The organism is Kiloniellales bacterium, assembly GCA_030064845.1.
Classification (GTDB): domain Bacteria; phylum Pseudomonadota; class Alphaproteobacteria; order Kiloniellales; family JAKSDN01; genus JASJEC01.
Genome location: JASJEC010000055.1, coordinates 1 through 16,024 on the forward strand (window position 1 = coordinate 1; position 16,024 = coordinate 16,024).

At 67.9% G+C, this 16,024-nt stretch carries 14 protein-coding genes; 5 read left to right on the forward strand and 9 right to left on the reverse strand.

What is annotated here, in order from left to right; all coding sequences use genetic code 11:
• Window positions 1-453, forward strand: a 453-nt coding sequence (locus QNJ67_17210; protein ID MDJ0610717.1) for a spore maturation protein, incomplete at its 5' end; no start/stop codon positions are given.
• Between the two features lie 14 nt (window positions 454-467).
• Here QNJ67_17210 and QNJ67_17215 read toward each other — a convergent pair.
• Window positions 468-803, reverse strand: a complete 336-nt coding sequence (locus tag QNJ67_17215; GenBank protein MDJ0610718.1) for a hypothetical protein — start codon at window positions 801-803, stop codon at window positions 468-470.
• Between the two features lie 268 nt (window positions 804-1,071).
• Between QNJ67_17215 and QNJ67_17220 the strand changes: the two genes are divergently transcribed.
• Both QNJ67_17220 and QNJ67_17225 read left to right on the forward strand, forming a co-directional pair.
• Window positions 1,072-1,347 (forward strand): PilZ domain-containing protein, encoded by a 276-nt coding sequence (locus QNJ67_17220; GenBank protein ID MDJ0610719.1) that lies wholly within the window; start codon window positions 1,072-1,074, stop codon window positions 1,345-1,347.
• 138 nt (window positions 1,348-1,485) lie between these two features.
• The gene (locus QNJ67_17225) at window positions 1,486-2,211 is read left to right on the forward strand and encodes a cell wall hydrolase (protein MDJ0610720.1); all 726 of its coding nucleotides are present in this window, start codon (window positions 1,486-1,488) and stop codon (window positions 2,209-2,211) included.
• 158 nt (window positions 2,212-2,369) lie between these two features.
• On the opposite strand, the gene ggt is transcribed toward QNJ67_17225, so the two are convergent.
• Window positions 2,370-3,962 (reverse strand): gamma-glutamyltransferase, encoded by a 1,593-nt coding sequence (ggt, locus tag QNJ67_17230; GenBank protein MDJ0610721.1) that lies wholly within the window; start codon window positions 3,960-3,962, stop codon window positions 2,370-2,372.
• Between the two features lie 11 nt (window positions 3,963-3,973).
• Window positions 3,974-4,816 (reverse strand): helix-turn-helix transcriptional regulator, encoded by an 843-nt coding sequence (locus tag QNJ67_17235; protein ID MDJ0610722.1) that lies wholly within the window; start codon window positions 4,814-4,816, stop codon window positions 3,974-3,976.
• A gap of 75 nt (window positions 4,817-4,891) precedes the next feature.
• On the opposite strand from QNJ67_17235, the gene QNJ67_17240 reads away from it, so the two are divergent.
• Window positions 4,892-6,088: an MFS transporter gene (locus QNJ67_17240; GenBank protein ID MDJ0610723.1), complete on the forward strand. Its 1,197-nt coding sequence runs from the start codon at window positions 4,892-4,894 to the stop codon at window positions 6,086-6,088.
• A gap of 439 nt (window positions 6,089-6,527) precedes the next feature.
• On the opposite strand, the gene QNJ67_17245 is transcribed toward QNJ67_17240, so the two are convergent.
• The gene (locus QNJ67_17245; GenBank protein ID MDJ0610724.1) at window positions 6,528-8,453 is read right to left on the reverse strand and encodes a hypothetical protein; all 1,926 of its coding nucleotides are present in this window, start codon (window positions 8,451-8,453) and stop codon (window positions 6,528-6,530) included.
• A gap of 164 nt (window positions 8,454-8,617) precedes the next feature.
• Here QNJ67_17245 and QNJ67_17250 point away from each other — a divergent pair, with 164 nt between their 5' ends.
• On the forward strand, window positions 8,618-9,691 hold the full coding sequence (locus QNJ67_17250; GenBank protein ID MDJ0610725.1) for a 2OG-Fe(II) oxygenase: 1,074 nt from the start codon (window positions 8,618-8,620) through the stop codon (window positions 9,689-9,691).
• Between the two features lie 35 nt (window positions 9,692-9,726).
• On the opposite strand, the gene sucD is transcribed toward QNJ67_17250, so the two are convergent.
• The 5 genes from sucD to frc form a co-directional block, all read right to left on the reverse strand.
• Complete coding sequence (gene sucD, locus QNJ67_17255; GenBank protein MDJ0610726.1) at window positions 9,727-10,602, reverse strand: succinate--CoA ligase subunit alpha; 876 nt, start codon at window positions 10,600-10,602, stop codon at window positions 9,727-9,729.
• The gene (gene sucC, locus QNJ67_17260; GenBank protein MDJ0610727.1) at window positions 10,602-11,774 is read right to left on the reverse strand and encodes an ADP-forming succinate--CoA ligase subunit beta; all 1,173 of its coding nucleotides are present in this window, start codon (window positions 11,772-11,774) and stop codon (window positions 10,602-10,604) included. The genes sucD and sucC overlap by 1 nt, the downstream gene beginning before the upstream one ends.
• Before the next feature lie 108 nt (window positions 11,775-11,882).
• A complete protein-coding gene (locus QNJ67_17265) occupies window positions 11,883-13,553 on the reverse strand; it encodes a formate--tetrahydrofolate ligase (GenBank protein ID MDJ0610728.1) in 1,671 nt (556 codons plus the stop codon).
• A 98-nt stretch (window positions 13,554-13,651) separates the two neighbouring features.
• The gene (locus QNJ67_17270) at window positions 13,652-14,566 is read right to left on the reverse strand and encodes a methionyl-tRNA formyltransferase (GenBank protein ID MDJ0610729.1); all 915 of its coding nucleotides are present in this window, start codon (window positions 14,564-14,566) and stop codon (window positions 13,652-13,654) included.
• Window positions 14,567-14,594: 28 nt separating this feature from the next.
• The gene (gene frc / locus QNJ67_17275; GenBank protein ID MDJ0610730.1) at window positions 14,595-15,842 is read right to left on the reverse strand and encodes a formyl-CoA transferase; all 1,248 of its coding nucleotides are present in this window, start codon (window positions 15,840-15,842) and stop codon (window positions 14,595-14,597) included.
• Window positions 15,843-16,024: the final 182 nt, after the last annotated feature.

Below are 16,024 nucleotides of genomic sequence, written 5' to 3' on the forward strand. Positions count from 1 at the left end.
GTCTACGAGGTCTTCGTCGAGGGCGCCAAGGAAGGCTTCCAGGTGGCGCTGCGCATCATCCCCTACCTGGTCGCCATTCTGGTCGCCGTCGCGATGTTCCGCGCCAGTGGCGCCCTAGAGGCCGTGGTGACGACCGTGGGCCGCGTGACCACAGGCTTCGGCCTGCCCGCCGAGGCGCTCCCCATGGCCCTGCTCAGGCCGCTCTCGGGTTCCGGCGCCTTCGGCGTCCTGACCGCCACGATCAACGACCCGGCGATCGGCCCGGACAGCTATACGGGATACCTGGTCTCCACGCTCCAGGGGTCGACCGAGACCACCTTCTACGTGCTGGCGGTCTATTTCGGCGCCGTGCAGGTCCGTCGGATCCGGCACGCCCTGGCGGCCGGCCTGACCGCCGATTTCGCCGGCATTGTCGCCGCCGTCGCGATCTGCTGGTACCTGTTCAGCGGCTGAAGCGTTCCGGCGTTCTAGCCGGCCAGGACCTGTGCCATCCTGGCCTTGATGGCGGGGTCCAGGTCGACGAAAGCGCCGACCAGCTTGCGGGACTCCTGGTCGACCCGGATCAGCTTGGCCTTGCAGGAGAAGGTGAGTGGCTTGCCCTTGAAGGCCAGCTTGCAGGACACCTGGAGTTCCTCGCCGGCCCGCCTGGGGCCTCGATAATCGCGTGCCAGAAAGCCCGTGTAGCTCCAGCTCTCCAGATCGAGCTTCTGATCGTCGATCTGGATCGCGCCGTCCGTGCCGCGCTCCGGAGCGCAGGCCGGGGCTGGTTCCGCCCTCTTCGACCCACGTAATATATTCAGCATGGCTGCCCCGTGCCTCTGCTTCGTTATCGCGCAGGGGATGTCGCCATCCCGCGCCTTATACAACCTAGCCGGGCCAACCTTAAAAAATCGCCGATTCTCTCGGGAAATTTGCAATGAAATTGTTTGTTCTGTGACGACGCCGTGACAAGCGGCGGTCCCGGCGTCCTAAGCCCTTGTTAACCAAAAGGCTATAGTCGCTTCATACGGCATGGACACGACAGCAGCCCGAAACAGCCGCGGCGCGCCGGAGAGGCGCGGACGCAACCGCTTGAGGCTCGGCGGATTCTCTTCCATCAGCTTGATTTGCGGCGAGCGGCTTCTCGCCTGCCGGGTCGCCAATCTCTCGCTGTCGGGTCTGGGCCTCGACTTTGCGGGCGAGCCCCCGGAACTCGGCGCCGTCGCCCTGGAGCACGCGACTGCGGGGCGAATCGAGGGGCGGGCGGTCTGGACCGGGGAATCACGGATCGGCATCCAGCTCGACATAGCGGGTTCCGACCTGGAACGGGTGCTCCAGTGCCTCAACATAATTAACGCCGCCCGCTGACCCAGGAGCCGGCTTGAGTCGGCCGTCCCGCCGCCCGCGCGCCACCTTGAAAGCGCCACATTTCAATCCTTTATCAAATCCAGGCGTTCGCTCTCCGCCGGGGACGAGCCGACCACGAGCAGGGAAAAGAGGTCACCGATGGCCCGCTCTAAGGCGATCGCAGTGGGGACAGTGGCCGGCCAAGCGCTCGGGCTGGCTCGCTCGGCCTGCCGGGCTTTCGGCGGGCTGCTCTGGGGCCTTCTGGTTCGAATACATCGAAACCCGCTGCTCCGCTCCGTCGCCGGACGGCTGCGCGACCGCGCCCTGGCGGTGCTGGCCTGGTGCGGGCGGCTGGCGGCGCGCGCCAGCGACGCGCTCTATCGGCGGTTCGGCCGGCACATCACCGCGGGCCTTTCCGGCACCGCGTTCGTCTGGATGATCGTGACGCCCGACGCCACCCCGCTCTACCGCGGCATCGACTGGACCAGCGACCTCGACTGCATGGCCATGAACATCTACCACGAGGCGCGCGGCGAGCCCGAGCTGGGCCGGCTCGCGGTCGGTCACGTGGTGATGAACCGGGTCAACGATCCGCGCTTCCCGGGGACCGTCTGCGGCGTGGTCATGCAGGGCGGCGCCAAGAAGACCCGGGGCTGCCAGTTCTCCTGGTGGTGCGACGGCCGCAACGACCGGCCGACCGACCAGCGATCCTGGGTCGACAGCCATCAGCTGGCATCACGGATCTTCGCTGGCACCACGAAGGACCCGACCGGGGGCGCGCTCTGGTACCACGCCGACTACGTCAATCCCTACTGGCGCAATCAACTGAGGGCGGGCCCGAAGATCGGACAGCACCGCTTCTACCTGGCCCCGGAGAAGTACTGACCCGCCGGGGCGACGCCTTTCCTCGTGGCTTCGGGCCGCGCCGGTGCGATTGCCACGCTAGAGCGGATCATGTTTAGGTGGAACCACTTCGTGGTTGCCAACTAAACATGTGAATCCGTTCTAGAGCATAGGCTTAGAGCAGATTCACCGGGTTGGCTCTAGTAACCGAGTGCGCAGCCGTCCTTGCGCGGGTCGGATCCGCCGGTGAGCGTGCCCTTGTCCCAGTCGATCTGGATCGCCTGAGCGCCGCCAATCGGTGCGTCCGGCGCGACGAGCCGGTGCCCGAGGCCGCTGAGCGCCGCCTGCACGGCCGCCGGCACCCCCTCCTCGACCTCGATATCGCCCTGCGGCGTCGCCTGGACCCGCGCCAGATCGATCGCCTCCTGAACGTCGAGACCGAAGTCGAGCAGGTTGGTCAGCAGGTGGGTCTGACCCTGGGCCTGATAGTGGGCCCCCATGACGCCGAAGGGCATGACCGCCCGTCCGTCCCGCACGAGCATGCCGGGAATGATGGTGTGGTAGGGGCGCTTTCCCGGCGCGATGCAGTTCGGATGACCGGGCTCGACCCTGAAGGACTGTCCACGGCTGTGCAGCATGACGCCGGTCCGCGGGCTCAGGAAGCCGCTGCCGAAGGAGTTGAACAGCGAGTTGATGAAGCTGACCGCGTTGCGGTCCTTGTCGACCACGCAGAGATAGACCGTGTTGGCCCCGCCCGCGGCCGCCGGCGGCGGCAGGTCGGTCATCGCCTTGTCCGGGCTAATCCGCCCGCGCTGCGCGGCCGCGTAATCCTCGGACAGCAGCCGTTGCACCGGAACGTCGGCCTGCGCCGGGTCCGCCAGGAAAGAGTCCCGGTCCTGGTGCGCCAGGCGGGCCGCCTCGATCTCGAGATGCAGGCGCTCGGTCGACAGGGGATCCAGGCCGGCGAAATCGAAGCCCGAAAGGATGTTGAGCATCTCGAGCGCGATCATGCCCTGCCCGTTGGGCGGGCACTCGAACACCCGGTGACCCCGGTAGTCCGTGCTGATCGGGGTGACGTACTCGCCCGCCGCCGCGGCGAAGTCCTCCAGGGTGTGCAGGCCACCCAAATGCCGGAGCAGGCCGACCATGTCCTCGGCGACGGAACCCTTGTAGAAGCCGTCAGGACCCTCCTCCGCGATACGCGAGAGGGTCTCCGCCAGTTCCGGCTGGCGGTGCATGTCGCCCGCCGCCGGCGGACGGCCGCCCGGCAGAAACAGGCGTTTCGCCGTCGGATCGAGCGACAGGGCCTCGACCTGCGCCGCCATGTCGAAGGCCACGCGGTCGTGGATCGGGTAGCCGTCGCGCGCAAAGGCGATGGCCGGCGCCAGCAGATCGCCGAGACTCATGGTGCCATGATCGGCAACCAGCCGGGCCCAAGCTTCGACCGCGCCCGGCACGGTGACCGCGTGGGGCGTCTGGCGCTCGATCGCCGCGATGCCCTGTTCCAGGAACCACTCGGCGCGCGCCGCCGCAGGCGCGCGGCCCGAACCGTTGTAGGCGACGATCTGGTCGCTGCCGCCCGGCGCGATGAGCGCGAAGCAGTCCCCGCCGATACCGGTGGACTGGGGCTCGACGACGCCCTGCACGGCGCAGGCGGCGACCGCCGCGTCCAGCGCGTTGCCGCCGGCTCGGAGAATGTCGAGGGCGACGGCGGTGGCCAGGGGATGGGAGGTGGCGGCCATAGCCTCGGTTGCGCGCACCGGGGAGCGGCCGGGAAGCTGAAGGTTTCTCATGGCGCCTAGCTTTAGCCGCGGGCGTCGGCCTTGTCCAATGCCTTGCCCTGGGCGGCGGCCGCCAGGCGGACATAGCGCCCCGGAGACGTGCCGAGCGTGCGGCGGAACATGGCGATGAAGGCGCTGGGGCTCTCGTACCCGAGGTCGTAGGCGACGGTGGTGACAGCCTCGCCCTCGCCCAAGCGGGCGATCGCCGTAAGCAGCCTGAGACGCTGGCGCCAGGCCCCGAAGGTCAATCCGGTCTCACGCAGAAACAGGCGCGCGAGGGTCCGTTCGCTGGCGCCGGCCATCTGCGCCCAGCCGGCAAGCGCGCGGTCGTCGGCGGGGTCGGCCGAGAGCGCGTCGGTCACCAGGCGCAGGCGCGGCTCGGCCGGCCGCGGCAGGTGCAAGGGCTCGGCCGGGAGCGCGGCCAACTCATCCAGGATCAGGCGCAGGATCCGCTGCTCCGCCGGGGAGGCCGGATGGTCCGGGTCGAAGGTCACGGCGCGCAGGATGAGCTCGCGCAGGAGCGGCGAGACCGAGATGACGCAGCAGTCCTCGGGCAGGCCCGCGGTCGCCGAAGGGTGCACATAGAGCGTGCGCATGGCCAGCCCACCGCCCGACGCGACCGCGTGGGTCACGCCGCAGGGCACCCAGACCGCCTGCTGCGGCGGCACGACCCAGGTGCCGCGGTCGGTCGCCACGGTCATGACCCCGGCGGAGGCATAGACCAGCTGCGCCCGCGGATGGCTGTGGGAGGGGTATTCGTGGGGGCCCGGATGATCGACCGCCGAGGCCTGGATGAAGCGCCCGGAGTCGCCCAACTCGCCGAGCCTTCGCCCCGGCCCGAAACCGACCTGTCTGTCTTGCAACATAGCTTGGCTGAATATAGCAGGACAGGCGCACTGCTGGCGAGTACATCCTGGACCATCGAAACTTTGGAGAAGCCCATGGCCCGCTGGCGCCGCCCGGAGATCCTGCTTCTGCTCATGGCGGCGGCCGTGCCGCTCAGCTTCGCGACCTGGCAGGCCCTGCTCAACAACTTCGCGATCGAGCGCGCCGCCTTCACCGGGGCCGAGATGGGCATCCTGCAGAGCCTGCGCGAAGTGCCCGGTTTCCTCGCCTTCCTCGTGGTCTATCTGCTGCTGCTGTGGCGCGAGCAGACCATCGCTTACCTGGCGCTGCTCCTGCTCGGGGTGGGTACCGCGGTGACGGGGCTGTTTCCCAGTATTCTTGGGCTCTACGTCACGACCGTGGCGATGTCGATCGGCTATCACTATTACGAGACGATACAGATCTCGCTCTCCCTCCAGTGGATCGAAAAGGACAAGGCGCCCGAGACCTTGGGCCGGATCATCGCGATCGGCTCTTTCGCCTCGATCGTCACCTTCGGGCTGATCTGGCTGGCGATGGACCTGGCCGGCCTCGACTTCTCCTGGGTCTACGCCATCGGCGGCGGCCTGACAGCGGCCATCGCCGCCTTCGCCTGGATCGCCTTCCCCCGTTTCCCGGAGAAGGTCCGCCAGCACCGTCACATGGTGCTGCGCCGCCGCTACTGGCTGTACTACCTGCTGACCTTCATGTCGGGCGCGAGGCGGCAGATCTTCATCGTCTTCGCCGGCTTCCTCATGGTCGAGAAGTTCGGCTTCGACGTCGCCGCGATCACGCTCCTGTTCCTGGTCAATGCCGTGATCAACGTTTTCATGGCGCCGCGCATCGGCCGCCTGATCGGGCGCTGGGGCGAGCGGAACTCTCTGATCTTCGAGTACTGCGGCCTGATCTTGGTGTTCACGGCCTACGCCTTCGTCGAGAACCCCGCTGTGGCCGCGGGACTCTACGTCGTCGACCACCTCTTCTTCGCCCTGGCGATCGCGATCAAGACATATTTCCAGAAGATCGCCGATCCCGCGGACATCGCGGCCACGGCGGGAGTGAGCTTCACCATCAATCACATCGCGGCGGTCTTCTTGCCGGTCGGCCTCGGCTTCGTCTGGCTGGCCTCGCCGAGCGCGGTCTTCCTGACCGGCAGCGCGCTGGCCACAATCTCGCTCCTTCTCTCGTTCAACGTGCCGACCGCGCCTGCACCGGGCAACGAGGTTCAGTTCGGGCGGCGCCCGACGCCGGTCCCGGCCGAGAGCGCCGTCTGACCGGACGGCCCTGACAAGAATGCCGGCAAGGACTGCACCTGTAATGGCGCCGGCCATGGTTCACAGGGCCTAGTCATCGCTCTGTAAAACACCGGCAGGCCCAAGAAAGAAGGGGCCGCAGTCTACTGCGACCCCTAGTTGTCTGGGAGGAAACCACCTGTAAAAGTGGCAGGGGCGCTGTCACGCTCCCCTGTTTGCTTTTCCCATAGTCTGTCGCCAATTGGAAGGGAATTTCTGCGGCGGATGTATAGGCCGGCCGCGACGGACCCGCACCAATCACCCCTCGTCCTAAAGCGGATCACTTGCCCTGCTCTGCCGGTTTGCGGGCAGACCAGGTTCGCGCGCGGCCGGACATCACCCGCGGTTCTCGGACTGAAGCGACAGTGTAACAAGATCGTGGCGTTGAGCGCGGTGACGCGCCGCGGAACCCGGCGCCGTGCTACTCGCCGTCCTTGGCGCCGCGCCCCGGCATGCGTGCAGAGGCCTCCGGCCCGGCCGGCTTCGGCTGCGCCTTCGGGCCGCGCGCCTTGCGGAACGGCCAGCGGAGCGCGGCGGAGCCCTCTTCCTGGTCGTCCCAAGGCTCGGTCAAGCACTTGGGCAGTGCGGCGCGGATCGGATCGCTCTCGATACCCGACCAGTCGCCGCTCAGGCCGCTTTCCGGTTTGGATTTCGGTGCCTCGGCTTGGATCCTCTCGCCTTCCGTGGCCCCGGCCGTGGGTGCGGCAGGGGGTGCGGCAGGGGGTGCGGCAGTGGGCGCTCTAGTGGGCGCGGCAGTGGGCGCCTCAGGGGTTTGCTCCGCCGGGCGCGTGACCGGGGCCGCCGCCTTGCCCTGGTCGCGGCGGCGATTGGCCTCTTCCGAGGCTTCCCGCAGCTGGCGCGCCTCGCGAATCAGTTCCTGGGCCGATCTGCCCTTCGATGCCGATTTTGCTTCCGGCCTCGCTTCGGTCTCCCGCTCCGGCCTGACGTCCGGTTTCACCTTGAGTTCAGGCTTCACCGGGCTCTCCCGCTCTTCCGGGATCTCCGGTTTCGCCGTTCTCTCGGATCTCGGGGAGATTTCAGGCGCCGGCGCGGTCTCCGGCTTCGGGGCTTCGGGCTCCTGCCTCGGCGGCGCAGCGGGGGCCGCGCGGCGGGCGTCGTCTTCGGCGGCAGGCTCGGTCGCCCCGCTGTCGGATCTGCTGGTGGCACCCAGCCGGTCGACGATCTCGGCGGCCCGACGCAGTGTCACCTCGCGAGAGGTCGCCTTCGGCCCCTGGCGGGATCTCCTCGCGGCCGGCCCGCCCGATGTACGAAGCGGTTCGGACCCGGCGGCGCGCGGCGCCGACGCGCCGGTGCGACGCTCCGCCGGCTTCTGATCGTTCTTGCGGGCTTCCGTGGCGGGTTTCGCCGGTTCCACGCGGGGGGTCTTCTGGGTTCCGAGCAACAGGGGCTCGCCGCCAGGCGTCTGGCCCGAGACCTTTGTCTCCTCTTTCGTCTCGGTGCCGCGGGCAGGCGTTTTCGTTTCGGGCTTTTCGGGTGGCGCCTCGGCGGCTGCGGGCGGCGGCGTTGGGGCACGCTTCGCGGACTCGGCTGGCGGCTTGCCGGCGTCCGCCGCGTCGTCGTCGACGCCGGAGCCCCGCAGCAGCTTGGCGACCTCGACGAAGCCCTCGTCTTGGCGCGGGATGTCGTCCTCCGCGTCGCTCTCGTCCCACGGGGCCGCCCCGGGTTCGGGCGGCGCGGGTTCGGGCGGCGCGGGTTCGGGCGGGGCGGCCTCGGGCGGCGCCGGGCGCGCCGCTGCCGGGCTTCCGCGGCGCGCGGAGTCGATCTGGGACCAGGCGTCGTCGGTCCGTTCGCTGTCCTCCTGGGAGGCTTCGACCACGCCCAAGTCCTCGGTGGACGTCGCCACCGAACGGGACTTCTTCTTCGCCTGCTCGAGCATGCGAAGGAGGGTGTGCAGCAGCGGCTTGATGCGCTTCTCGAGTTCGGCATCGCCATCCGCGTCCGCGTCGCCCGCCTCGGAGCGCGACGCCATGCGGATGCCCTGCCTGGTGAGGTCCTCGATCTGCGAACGAAGGGAATCGATGACGGCGCGGTCGTGCCGGCGCTCTTCCAGGATGACCTGGAGCTTCTGCTGCAGCCGTTCGGTTTCCCGAGCCAGAAGGTCGAGCCGCACGCGCTGGATCTCGCTGCGCACGGAGTTTTCCATTGGCGGGGGCGCCGCCTCGATCTCCCCTACGTCGACGGCGCGTGCGAACAGCGGGGTAACCTCGGAGCCGTTCGCTCCCTTTGCCCCGTTGGCGGCCCCGTGCTCAGTACGTGTTGTTGGCGTCCCGGCCGGGCCGGTCGGCTTGTCTTCCTGATCCAAGGTCGGCTTCACGAACTTCAACATCTCGAGTTTACGACATCTCACGAAACCGGTGTGAGACAAATTAATGCCGTGCAAGGCTTAAGACTTTGCTAACCTTGATGACCGAGATGTGGCAAGGCTTCGGCCGGCTCTCACCTCGGACGACCCGCGACTTGGGCGCCGCGCAGAGACGCAGCGAGGAGTAGTTGAAGCCAGCCATCATCGCAATGACGCCGGGCGACCGCCTGCTCAACTTTGCGCTCTCCGACGCGCAAGGGGTCAGACGCATCTTCTATTTCGAAGTGGCCGGGGCGCCCAGCGTGTTCTTTGCCGCCGAGAGCTTCAGAAGTCCCGAACTGGCCGAGGCCCTGCAGGATTTCCCGGCGCAGCTCGACAGGCTGCGCGGCGCCGGCCTGGAAGTCTATTTCCTCAGCCGCGACGAGCCGGCCGTCCTCCGCGGCCTGACCGAAGCCTGGGGGACCGACGCGGCGGCCTTCAGCGATCCCGGCGGCCAGGTCCTGGAACGCCTGCTGGCACCCGAGCCGCCGGCCTTTCCGGAAACACGGCCGTTCCGCCCGAAGCTCGCGACCTTTGCCCTCGACCCCAATCAGCGGACGCTGGCGGTGTTCCGGCGACCGCCGCTCGGAGACCATGTCTCGGGCTGCCTCGAGGCTGTCGAGACGTGGCGCCGGGGCGAGGAGCCGCCGACTATGCTGTACAGCGGCGCCCCGGTCCTGCTGCTGCCCCGCGTCTTCGACGAGGCGCTGTGCCGCAGGCTGATCGAGGCCTGGCGGTCAAACCACCGGGAAGGCGGCCTCTACGACGGCCAGGAGAACGTTCTCGATCCCGACAAGAAGCGTAATCTCGAGCATCTCCTGGCCGATCCGGCGCTAGACAAGCGGATCACTCAGACCCTGGCGCGGCGAATCGGGCCGGAGGTCGCGAAGGTGTTCAATTACCGGTCGCCCTACGGGTTCGAGGGCTTCAACATCCTGTCCTATCGGGACGACCGGCAGGACTTCTTCGGCCTGCACCGCGATACGCTTAGGCAGGAACGGCCGCGGCGATTCGCCTTGTCGCTCAATCTGAATGACGATTACGAGGGCGGGGCGCTGCGCTTTCCCGAGTACGGGCCGCATAGCTACAGCCCGCCGGCCGGCGCCGCGCTGGTGTTCTCGACCTCGTTGCTGCACGAGGCGCTGCCGGTCACGAAGGGACAGCGCTGGGTGCTGGTCACCTTTCTCTGTGATCCCGACTCGGCACCGCCACCCCCTGCCTAACCATCCCGCGGGCGAAGCGGCGTCGTGAGAGAGCCTCAGCGGCTCAGGGCCTCGCGCATGGTGGCGCCGATCACCGCGGCCGAGGGCGCAATCACCGCGCCGGCCGACCGCAGGGCCTCGATCTTCTCGGCCGCTCCGCCCGATCCGAAGACGTTCACCGTGCCGGCATGGCCCATGCGCCGCTCGGCGGGCGCGTGCAGGCCGGCGACATAAGCGACCACCGGCTTGGGGCTGCGCGCGGAGCGGAGGAACTCGGCGGCCTGCTCTTCGGCGGTGCCGCCGATCTCGCCCACCAGGACGACGCCGGCGGTCTCGGGGTCGGCGAAGAACAGCTCGAGGCACTCGACGAAGCCGATGCCGTGCACCGGGTCGCCGCCGATGCCGATCGAGGTCGACTGGCCGAGACGCTCGGCCGTGGTCTGCTCGACCACTTCGGAGCTCAGAGAGGCCGAGCGGGATACGATGCCGATTCGGCCGCGGCGGTCGAGATGGGCCGGCATGACCCCGATCTTGCAGCGCTCCGCTGCGATAATGCCTTGGGAATTGGGCCCGATGAGCGTGGTCTTGGACCCCTCGAGGGCGCGCTTAACCCGGACCATGTCGAGCACCGGGATCCGTTCGGTCACGCAGACGAGCAACGAGATCTCGGCCTCGATGGCCTCGATCATGGCAGCCGCGGCGTTGGCCGGCGGGACGAAGACGGCGCTCGCCGTGGCGCCGGTCGCCTCCCGCGCCTCGGCGACGCTTTCGAACACCGGAAGCCCCAGATGCCGCTGGCCGCCTTTGCCGGGCACCACGCCGCCGACCATCTCGGTGCCGTAGGCGATCGCTCTTTCGGTATGGTAGCTGGCCTGCCGCCCGGTCAGTCCCTGGCAGATGACCTTCATGCTCGGATCGATCAGGATGGCCATCAGCTCTCGCCTCCCGCCGCGGCCACGGCACGATCCGCCGCCTCGGCCATGGTCTTTGCGAAGACCGCCGGCACCGACCGGCTCTTCAGGATCTGTTCGCACAGCTCGCGGTTCGTGCCGGCGGCCCGGACGATGAGGGGCACCGAGAGCGGCTTGGTCCGGCAGGCCTTGGCGATGCCCTCGGCGATCGTGTCGCAGCGCAGGATGCCGCCACCGTAGACATTGACCAGGATGGCCTTCACGTCGGGGTTGTCCAGCAGCATGGCGAAGCCGGTTGCGACCTGGTCGCGGGTGGCGGCCGGGCGAACGTCCATGAAGTCCGCCGGCCTGCCGCCCTGCTGGCGCAGCAGATCGATAGTCGCCAGGGCGAGCCCGGCACCGTTGACCATGCAGCCGATGCTGCCGTCGAGCTTGACGTAGTTGATCTCGTGGCGCTGCGCCTCGAGCTCGCTCGGGTCGACCTCCTCCAGGTCGCGCAAGGCCTCGGCGTCTGCGTGACGGAACAGCGCGTTATCGTCGAAGCTCATCTTGATGTCGAGGGCGAGCAGTCCGGCGCCGGCCAGGGTCACCAGAGGATTGATTTCGATCAGGCTGGCGTCCTTCTCGACGAAGGCCCGGTAGAGCCCATCCATGAGATCGACGGCGGCGGAGATCTGCGCCGCCTCGAACCCGAGGTCCGCCGCGAAGCGCTCGGTCTCGGCGGGCCGGCAGCCCTTGGTCGTGTCGATCAGCAGGCGGCGGATCGACTCCGGCGCCGAGGCCGCCCTTTTCTCGATGTCGGCGCCGCCGGGGCTGGCGCCGATCAGCGCCACCTTGCCGCTGGACCGGTCCACCATGATGGCGAGATAGACTTCGCGCTCATAGTCGGCCGCTTGCTCGACGTAGACCTGACGGACGATCTTGCCGGCGGCACCGGTCTGCGAAGTGATCAGGGGCTTGTCCAGGAGCTCGGCGGCCGCCGCCTTCGCTTCCGCGGGGGACTCGACGATGCGTACGCCCCCGGCCGCGGCCCGCGCGCCCGCGTGGACCTGGGCCTTGACCGCGCAGCGTCCCTCGCCGAGCGCCTGCGCTGCACGCTCCGCTTCTTCCGGCGTACGGGCGACAGCCCCCTCGGGTACCGGGATGCCGTAGCCGGCGAGGAGCGCCTTGGCTTGGAACTCATGAATGTTCACCTGCTCTCCTCCCCCGCGCCGCTCCCGCAACCGGCCGAAGGCCAGGGAAGCACCGCGGCGTTTTTCAAGTTTTTCAACCGCAAGCGGGCATGACTCTCCGTCGCGACCTCAGAACAGCCCCTCGATCTGGCCTGCCTCGTTGAGGTAGATGTTGTTGGCCGACGGTACCCGAGGCAGGCCCGGCATGGTCATGATAGCGCCGGTCACCGCGACGATGAAGCCGGCCCCGTTTGACAGCCTGAGCTCACGGATCGGCACGGTGAAGCCGTTCGGCGCGCCCTTCAGGTCGGGGTCGGTCGAAAAGCTGTACTGGGTCTTGGCCATGCAGATCGGGAAGTGGCCGTAGTCCTTCTGCAGCTCATCAAAGCGCTTGGCGATGGCGCCGTCGAAGGTGATGTCCTCGCCGCCGTAGACCTCGCGCACGATGGTGCGCACCTTTTCGATCAGCGGCATGTCGTCGGGATAGAGCGGCTTGAAGTCCGCGGTGCCGCTGTCGGCCAGCTCGACGACGTGCTGGGCGAGCTCTTCGGTGCCCGCGCCGCCGTCGGCCCAGTGGGTCGCGATGAAGGCCTTCACGCCCTCGGCCTCGGCCGCCGCCTTGACCGCCGCCAACTCCGCGTCGCTGTCGGTGATGAAGCGGTTGATCGACACGGAGACCGGCACGCCGAAGCGCTTGGTGTTGCGGATGTGGCGCACCATGTTCTCGCAGCCCTTCTTGACCGCCTCGACGTTCTCGCTGCCGAGGTCGGCCTTGGCCACGCCGCCGTGCATCTTGAGCGCCCGGACCGTGGCCACGATCACGGCCGCATCGGGGCTCAAGCCCGCCTTGCGGCACTTGATGTCGAAGAACTTCTCGGCGCCCAGGTCGGCGCCAAAGCCCGCCTCGGTGACCACGTAGTCGGAAAGCTTGAGCGCGGTCTTGGTCGCGATCACCGAGTTGCAGCCATGGGCGATGTTGGCGAAGGGCCCGCCGTGCACGAAAGCCGGGTTGTTCTCAAGGGTCTGCACCAGGTTCGGCGCAATCGCCTCCTTGAGCAGCACCGACATGGGGCCGGGCCCCTTGACGTCGGTCGCGTGGATCGGCTCGCGCTGCCGGTTCTGGCCGATCACGATCTTGCCCAGGCGCTCGACCAGGTCGGCCGGATCGGTGGCCAGGCAGAAGATCGCCATGATCTCGGAGGCCACGACGATGTCGAAGCCGTCCTCACGCGGGAAGCCGTTGGCGACGCCGCCGAGCGAGTTGGTGATAACACGGAGCGCCCGGTCGTTCATGTCGACCACCCGCTTCCAGGCGACGCGGCGCGAATCGATGGCCGGCTCCAGGCCCCAGTAGATGTGGTTGTCGATCAGCGCCGACAGCAGGTTGTGGGCGATGCCGATGGCGTGGAAGTCACCGGTGAAGTGGAGGTTGATGTCCTCCATCGGGACCACCTGGGCGTAGCCGCCGCCGGCCGCCCCGCCCTTCATGCCGAAACAGGGCCCGAGCGAGGGCTCGCGCAGGCAGATCATCGCCTTCTTGCCGATCTTGTTGAGCCCGTCGCCGAGTCCCACGGTGGTCGTGGTCTTGCCTTCGCCGGCGGGGGTCGGGCTGATCGCCGTCACCAGGATCAGCTTGCCGTCAGGGCGGTCGGCCAGGCCGTTGATGAAATCGAAGGACAGCTTAGCCTTGTGCGGCCCGTACTGCAGGATTTCATCGCGCGGAATGTCGAGCTTGGCCGCCACCTCCTCGATCGGCTTGATGTCGGCCTCGCGGGCAATCTCGATGTCGCTCTTCGGCATGGTGTCCCCCTTTTGAACCAAGTGCGCCAATCAAAGCGTTCGGACGCTGTGCGCCTTTGTCAGGAACGGCGGCGCCGATCCCCTCTGCGACCCGCCGGTCAGCCCAGGCGGGCGCCAACGGCGAGACCGCTGGCCGCAACATAGTCCGAGGCCGGAACCTTGCCGCCACCGGCCGGACGCACGCGCTGGACCAGGATCTGGCCGTCGCCCGCCGAGACCTTGAAGCCCTGGTCGCCGACCGCGGTAATTTCACCCGGCGTGCCGCCGGGCTCGTCGAGCTTCGTGCAGTCGAAGATGTCCAGCTTCTCGCCGTCGCGTGTGGTCCAGGCGCCCGGTTGCGGGTTGGTGCCGCGAATCAGGTTGTAGACCTCGCCGACCGGCTTGCTCCAGTCGATCTGCGCGTGCTCCTTCTTGCACCAGGATTCGTAGGTCGCCTTGGAGTCGTCCTGCTTGGTCCGCGTCGCCTTGCCCTCGCGGAACAAGTCGACGGCCTCGACCATGGCCGCGACGCCGAGCGGAAAGATCTTCTTGAAGTAGACCGTGCCCAGAGTGTCGTCGGGGCCGACGTCGACCTCCTTCTGGAGCAGGATGTCGCCCTCGTCCAGCCCATCGTCCGGATAAAACAGGGTGAGACCGGTCTTGGTCGCGCCCCCGATGATCGGCCAGTTGATCGAGCTCGGCCCGCGGTGCAGCGGCAGCAGCGAGGGGTGGAAGCAGATCGACCCGTGGGTCGGAATGTCCCGCGCCTCCTCGGGAATGAACTTGATGACGTAGGCCATCAGGCAGAGGTCGGGCTTGAGCGAGCGGATCAGCTCGAGCGTCTCCGCGTCCTTGTAGGAGTTCGGCTGATGCACGGTCAGACCGCGCTCGAGGGCGCACTCCTTGATCGGATCGACGGGCTTGCCCTCTTTGTCGGGCGCACAGAACACGCCCACGATCTCTTCGCCGCGGTCGAGCAGCGCCTCCAGCACGGCCTTACCGAAGGCCTGTTGTCCGTTCACGATCAGCCGCATGGCCGCTCTCCTCCCGGTTTCCTTATAGTTAGACCGCGCCCTGGTCGCGGGCCGCCGCTATCTCCTCGGCGCTCAGACCGACGACTTCGCTCAGGATCTCGTCGGTGTGCTCGCCCAAGAGCGGCGAGCGGACCACATCCGAAGGCGAGTCGGAGAGCTTGACCGGGTTGCCGACGGTCAGGTACTTGCCGCGCTCCGGATGGTCGACCTCGACCACGGTACCGGTCTCTCTGAGGGACGGCTCCTCGGCCAGTTCCTTCATCGAAAGGATCGGGCCGCAGGGCACGTTGAGCGGATTGAGGATGTCCATGACCTCGAACTTGGTCTTGGTCATGGTCCACTTCTCGATCTCGCCGAAGACCCGGTCGAGCTTGGGCAGACGCGCCTCCGGCGTGTTCCACTCGGGATCTTCCAGCCAGTCCTCGCGGCCGATCGCCTTGGCCAGCGCCGGGAAAGCGGCCGCCTGCGTGATGACGTAGATGTAGGAGTCGGGATCGGTCTCCCAGCCCTTGCACTTGACGATCCAGCCGGGCTGGCCGCCGCCCGAGGCGTTGCCGGCGCGCGGCGTCGCCGCGCCGAATTCGCCGTTGGGATACTGCGGATACTCCTTGAGCGGACCGTGCGCCAGCCGCTGCTGGTCGCGCAGCTTGACCCGGCAGAGGTTCAGGACGCCGTCCTGCATGGCGCAGGTGACCCGCTGGCCACGGCCGGTCTTCTCGCGGTGGAACAGCGCGGTCACGATGCCGAGCGCCAGGTGCAGTCCGGTGCCGGAGTCGCCGATCTGGGCGCCGCTTACCATCGGCACGCCATCGATCTCGCCGGTGGTCGAGGCGCCGCCGCCGGTGCATTGCGCCACGTTCTCGTAGACCTTGCAGTCCTCGTAGGGTCCGGGGCCGAAGCCCTTGACCGAGGCGTAGATCATGCGCGGGTTGATCTCCTGGATCTTCTCCCAGGGGAAGCCCATGCGGTCGATCGCGCCCGGGGCGAAGTTCTCCACCATGACATCGCAGGACTCGATCAGCTTGGCGAAGATCGCCTTGCCGGCCTCGGTTTTGGGGTTGAGGGTCACGCTGCGCTTGTTGTGGTTCAGCATGGTGAAGTAGAGGCTGTCGACATCGGGAATGTCGCGCAGCTGACCCCGCGTCGCGTCGCCGACGCCCGGCCGCTCGACCTTGATGACGTCGGCGCCGAACCAAGCCAGAAGCTGGGTGCAGGTCGGTCCCGACTGGACGTGCGTCATGTCCAGAATGCGCACACCTTCCAAAGCTTTGCTCATGGTCTCCCCTTACCTAAAAGACTCTGTCCCGACCGGCGGGGCGCCGCAGGCGAAAACCCTCGGCGCCCGCAATTTCACTTGTACATTGTCTGTGCTTTTGTGCCCGGCGCGTACTCGTTGGGGTCGACCCAAATGTTGACGACGGCGGATCTTCCGTCTCGGTTGACGGCTTCTCTGGCGCG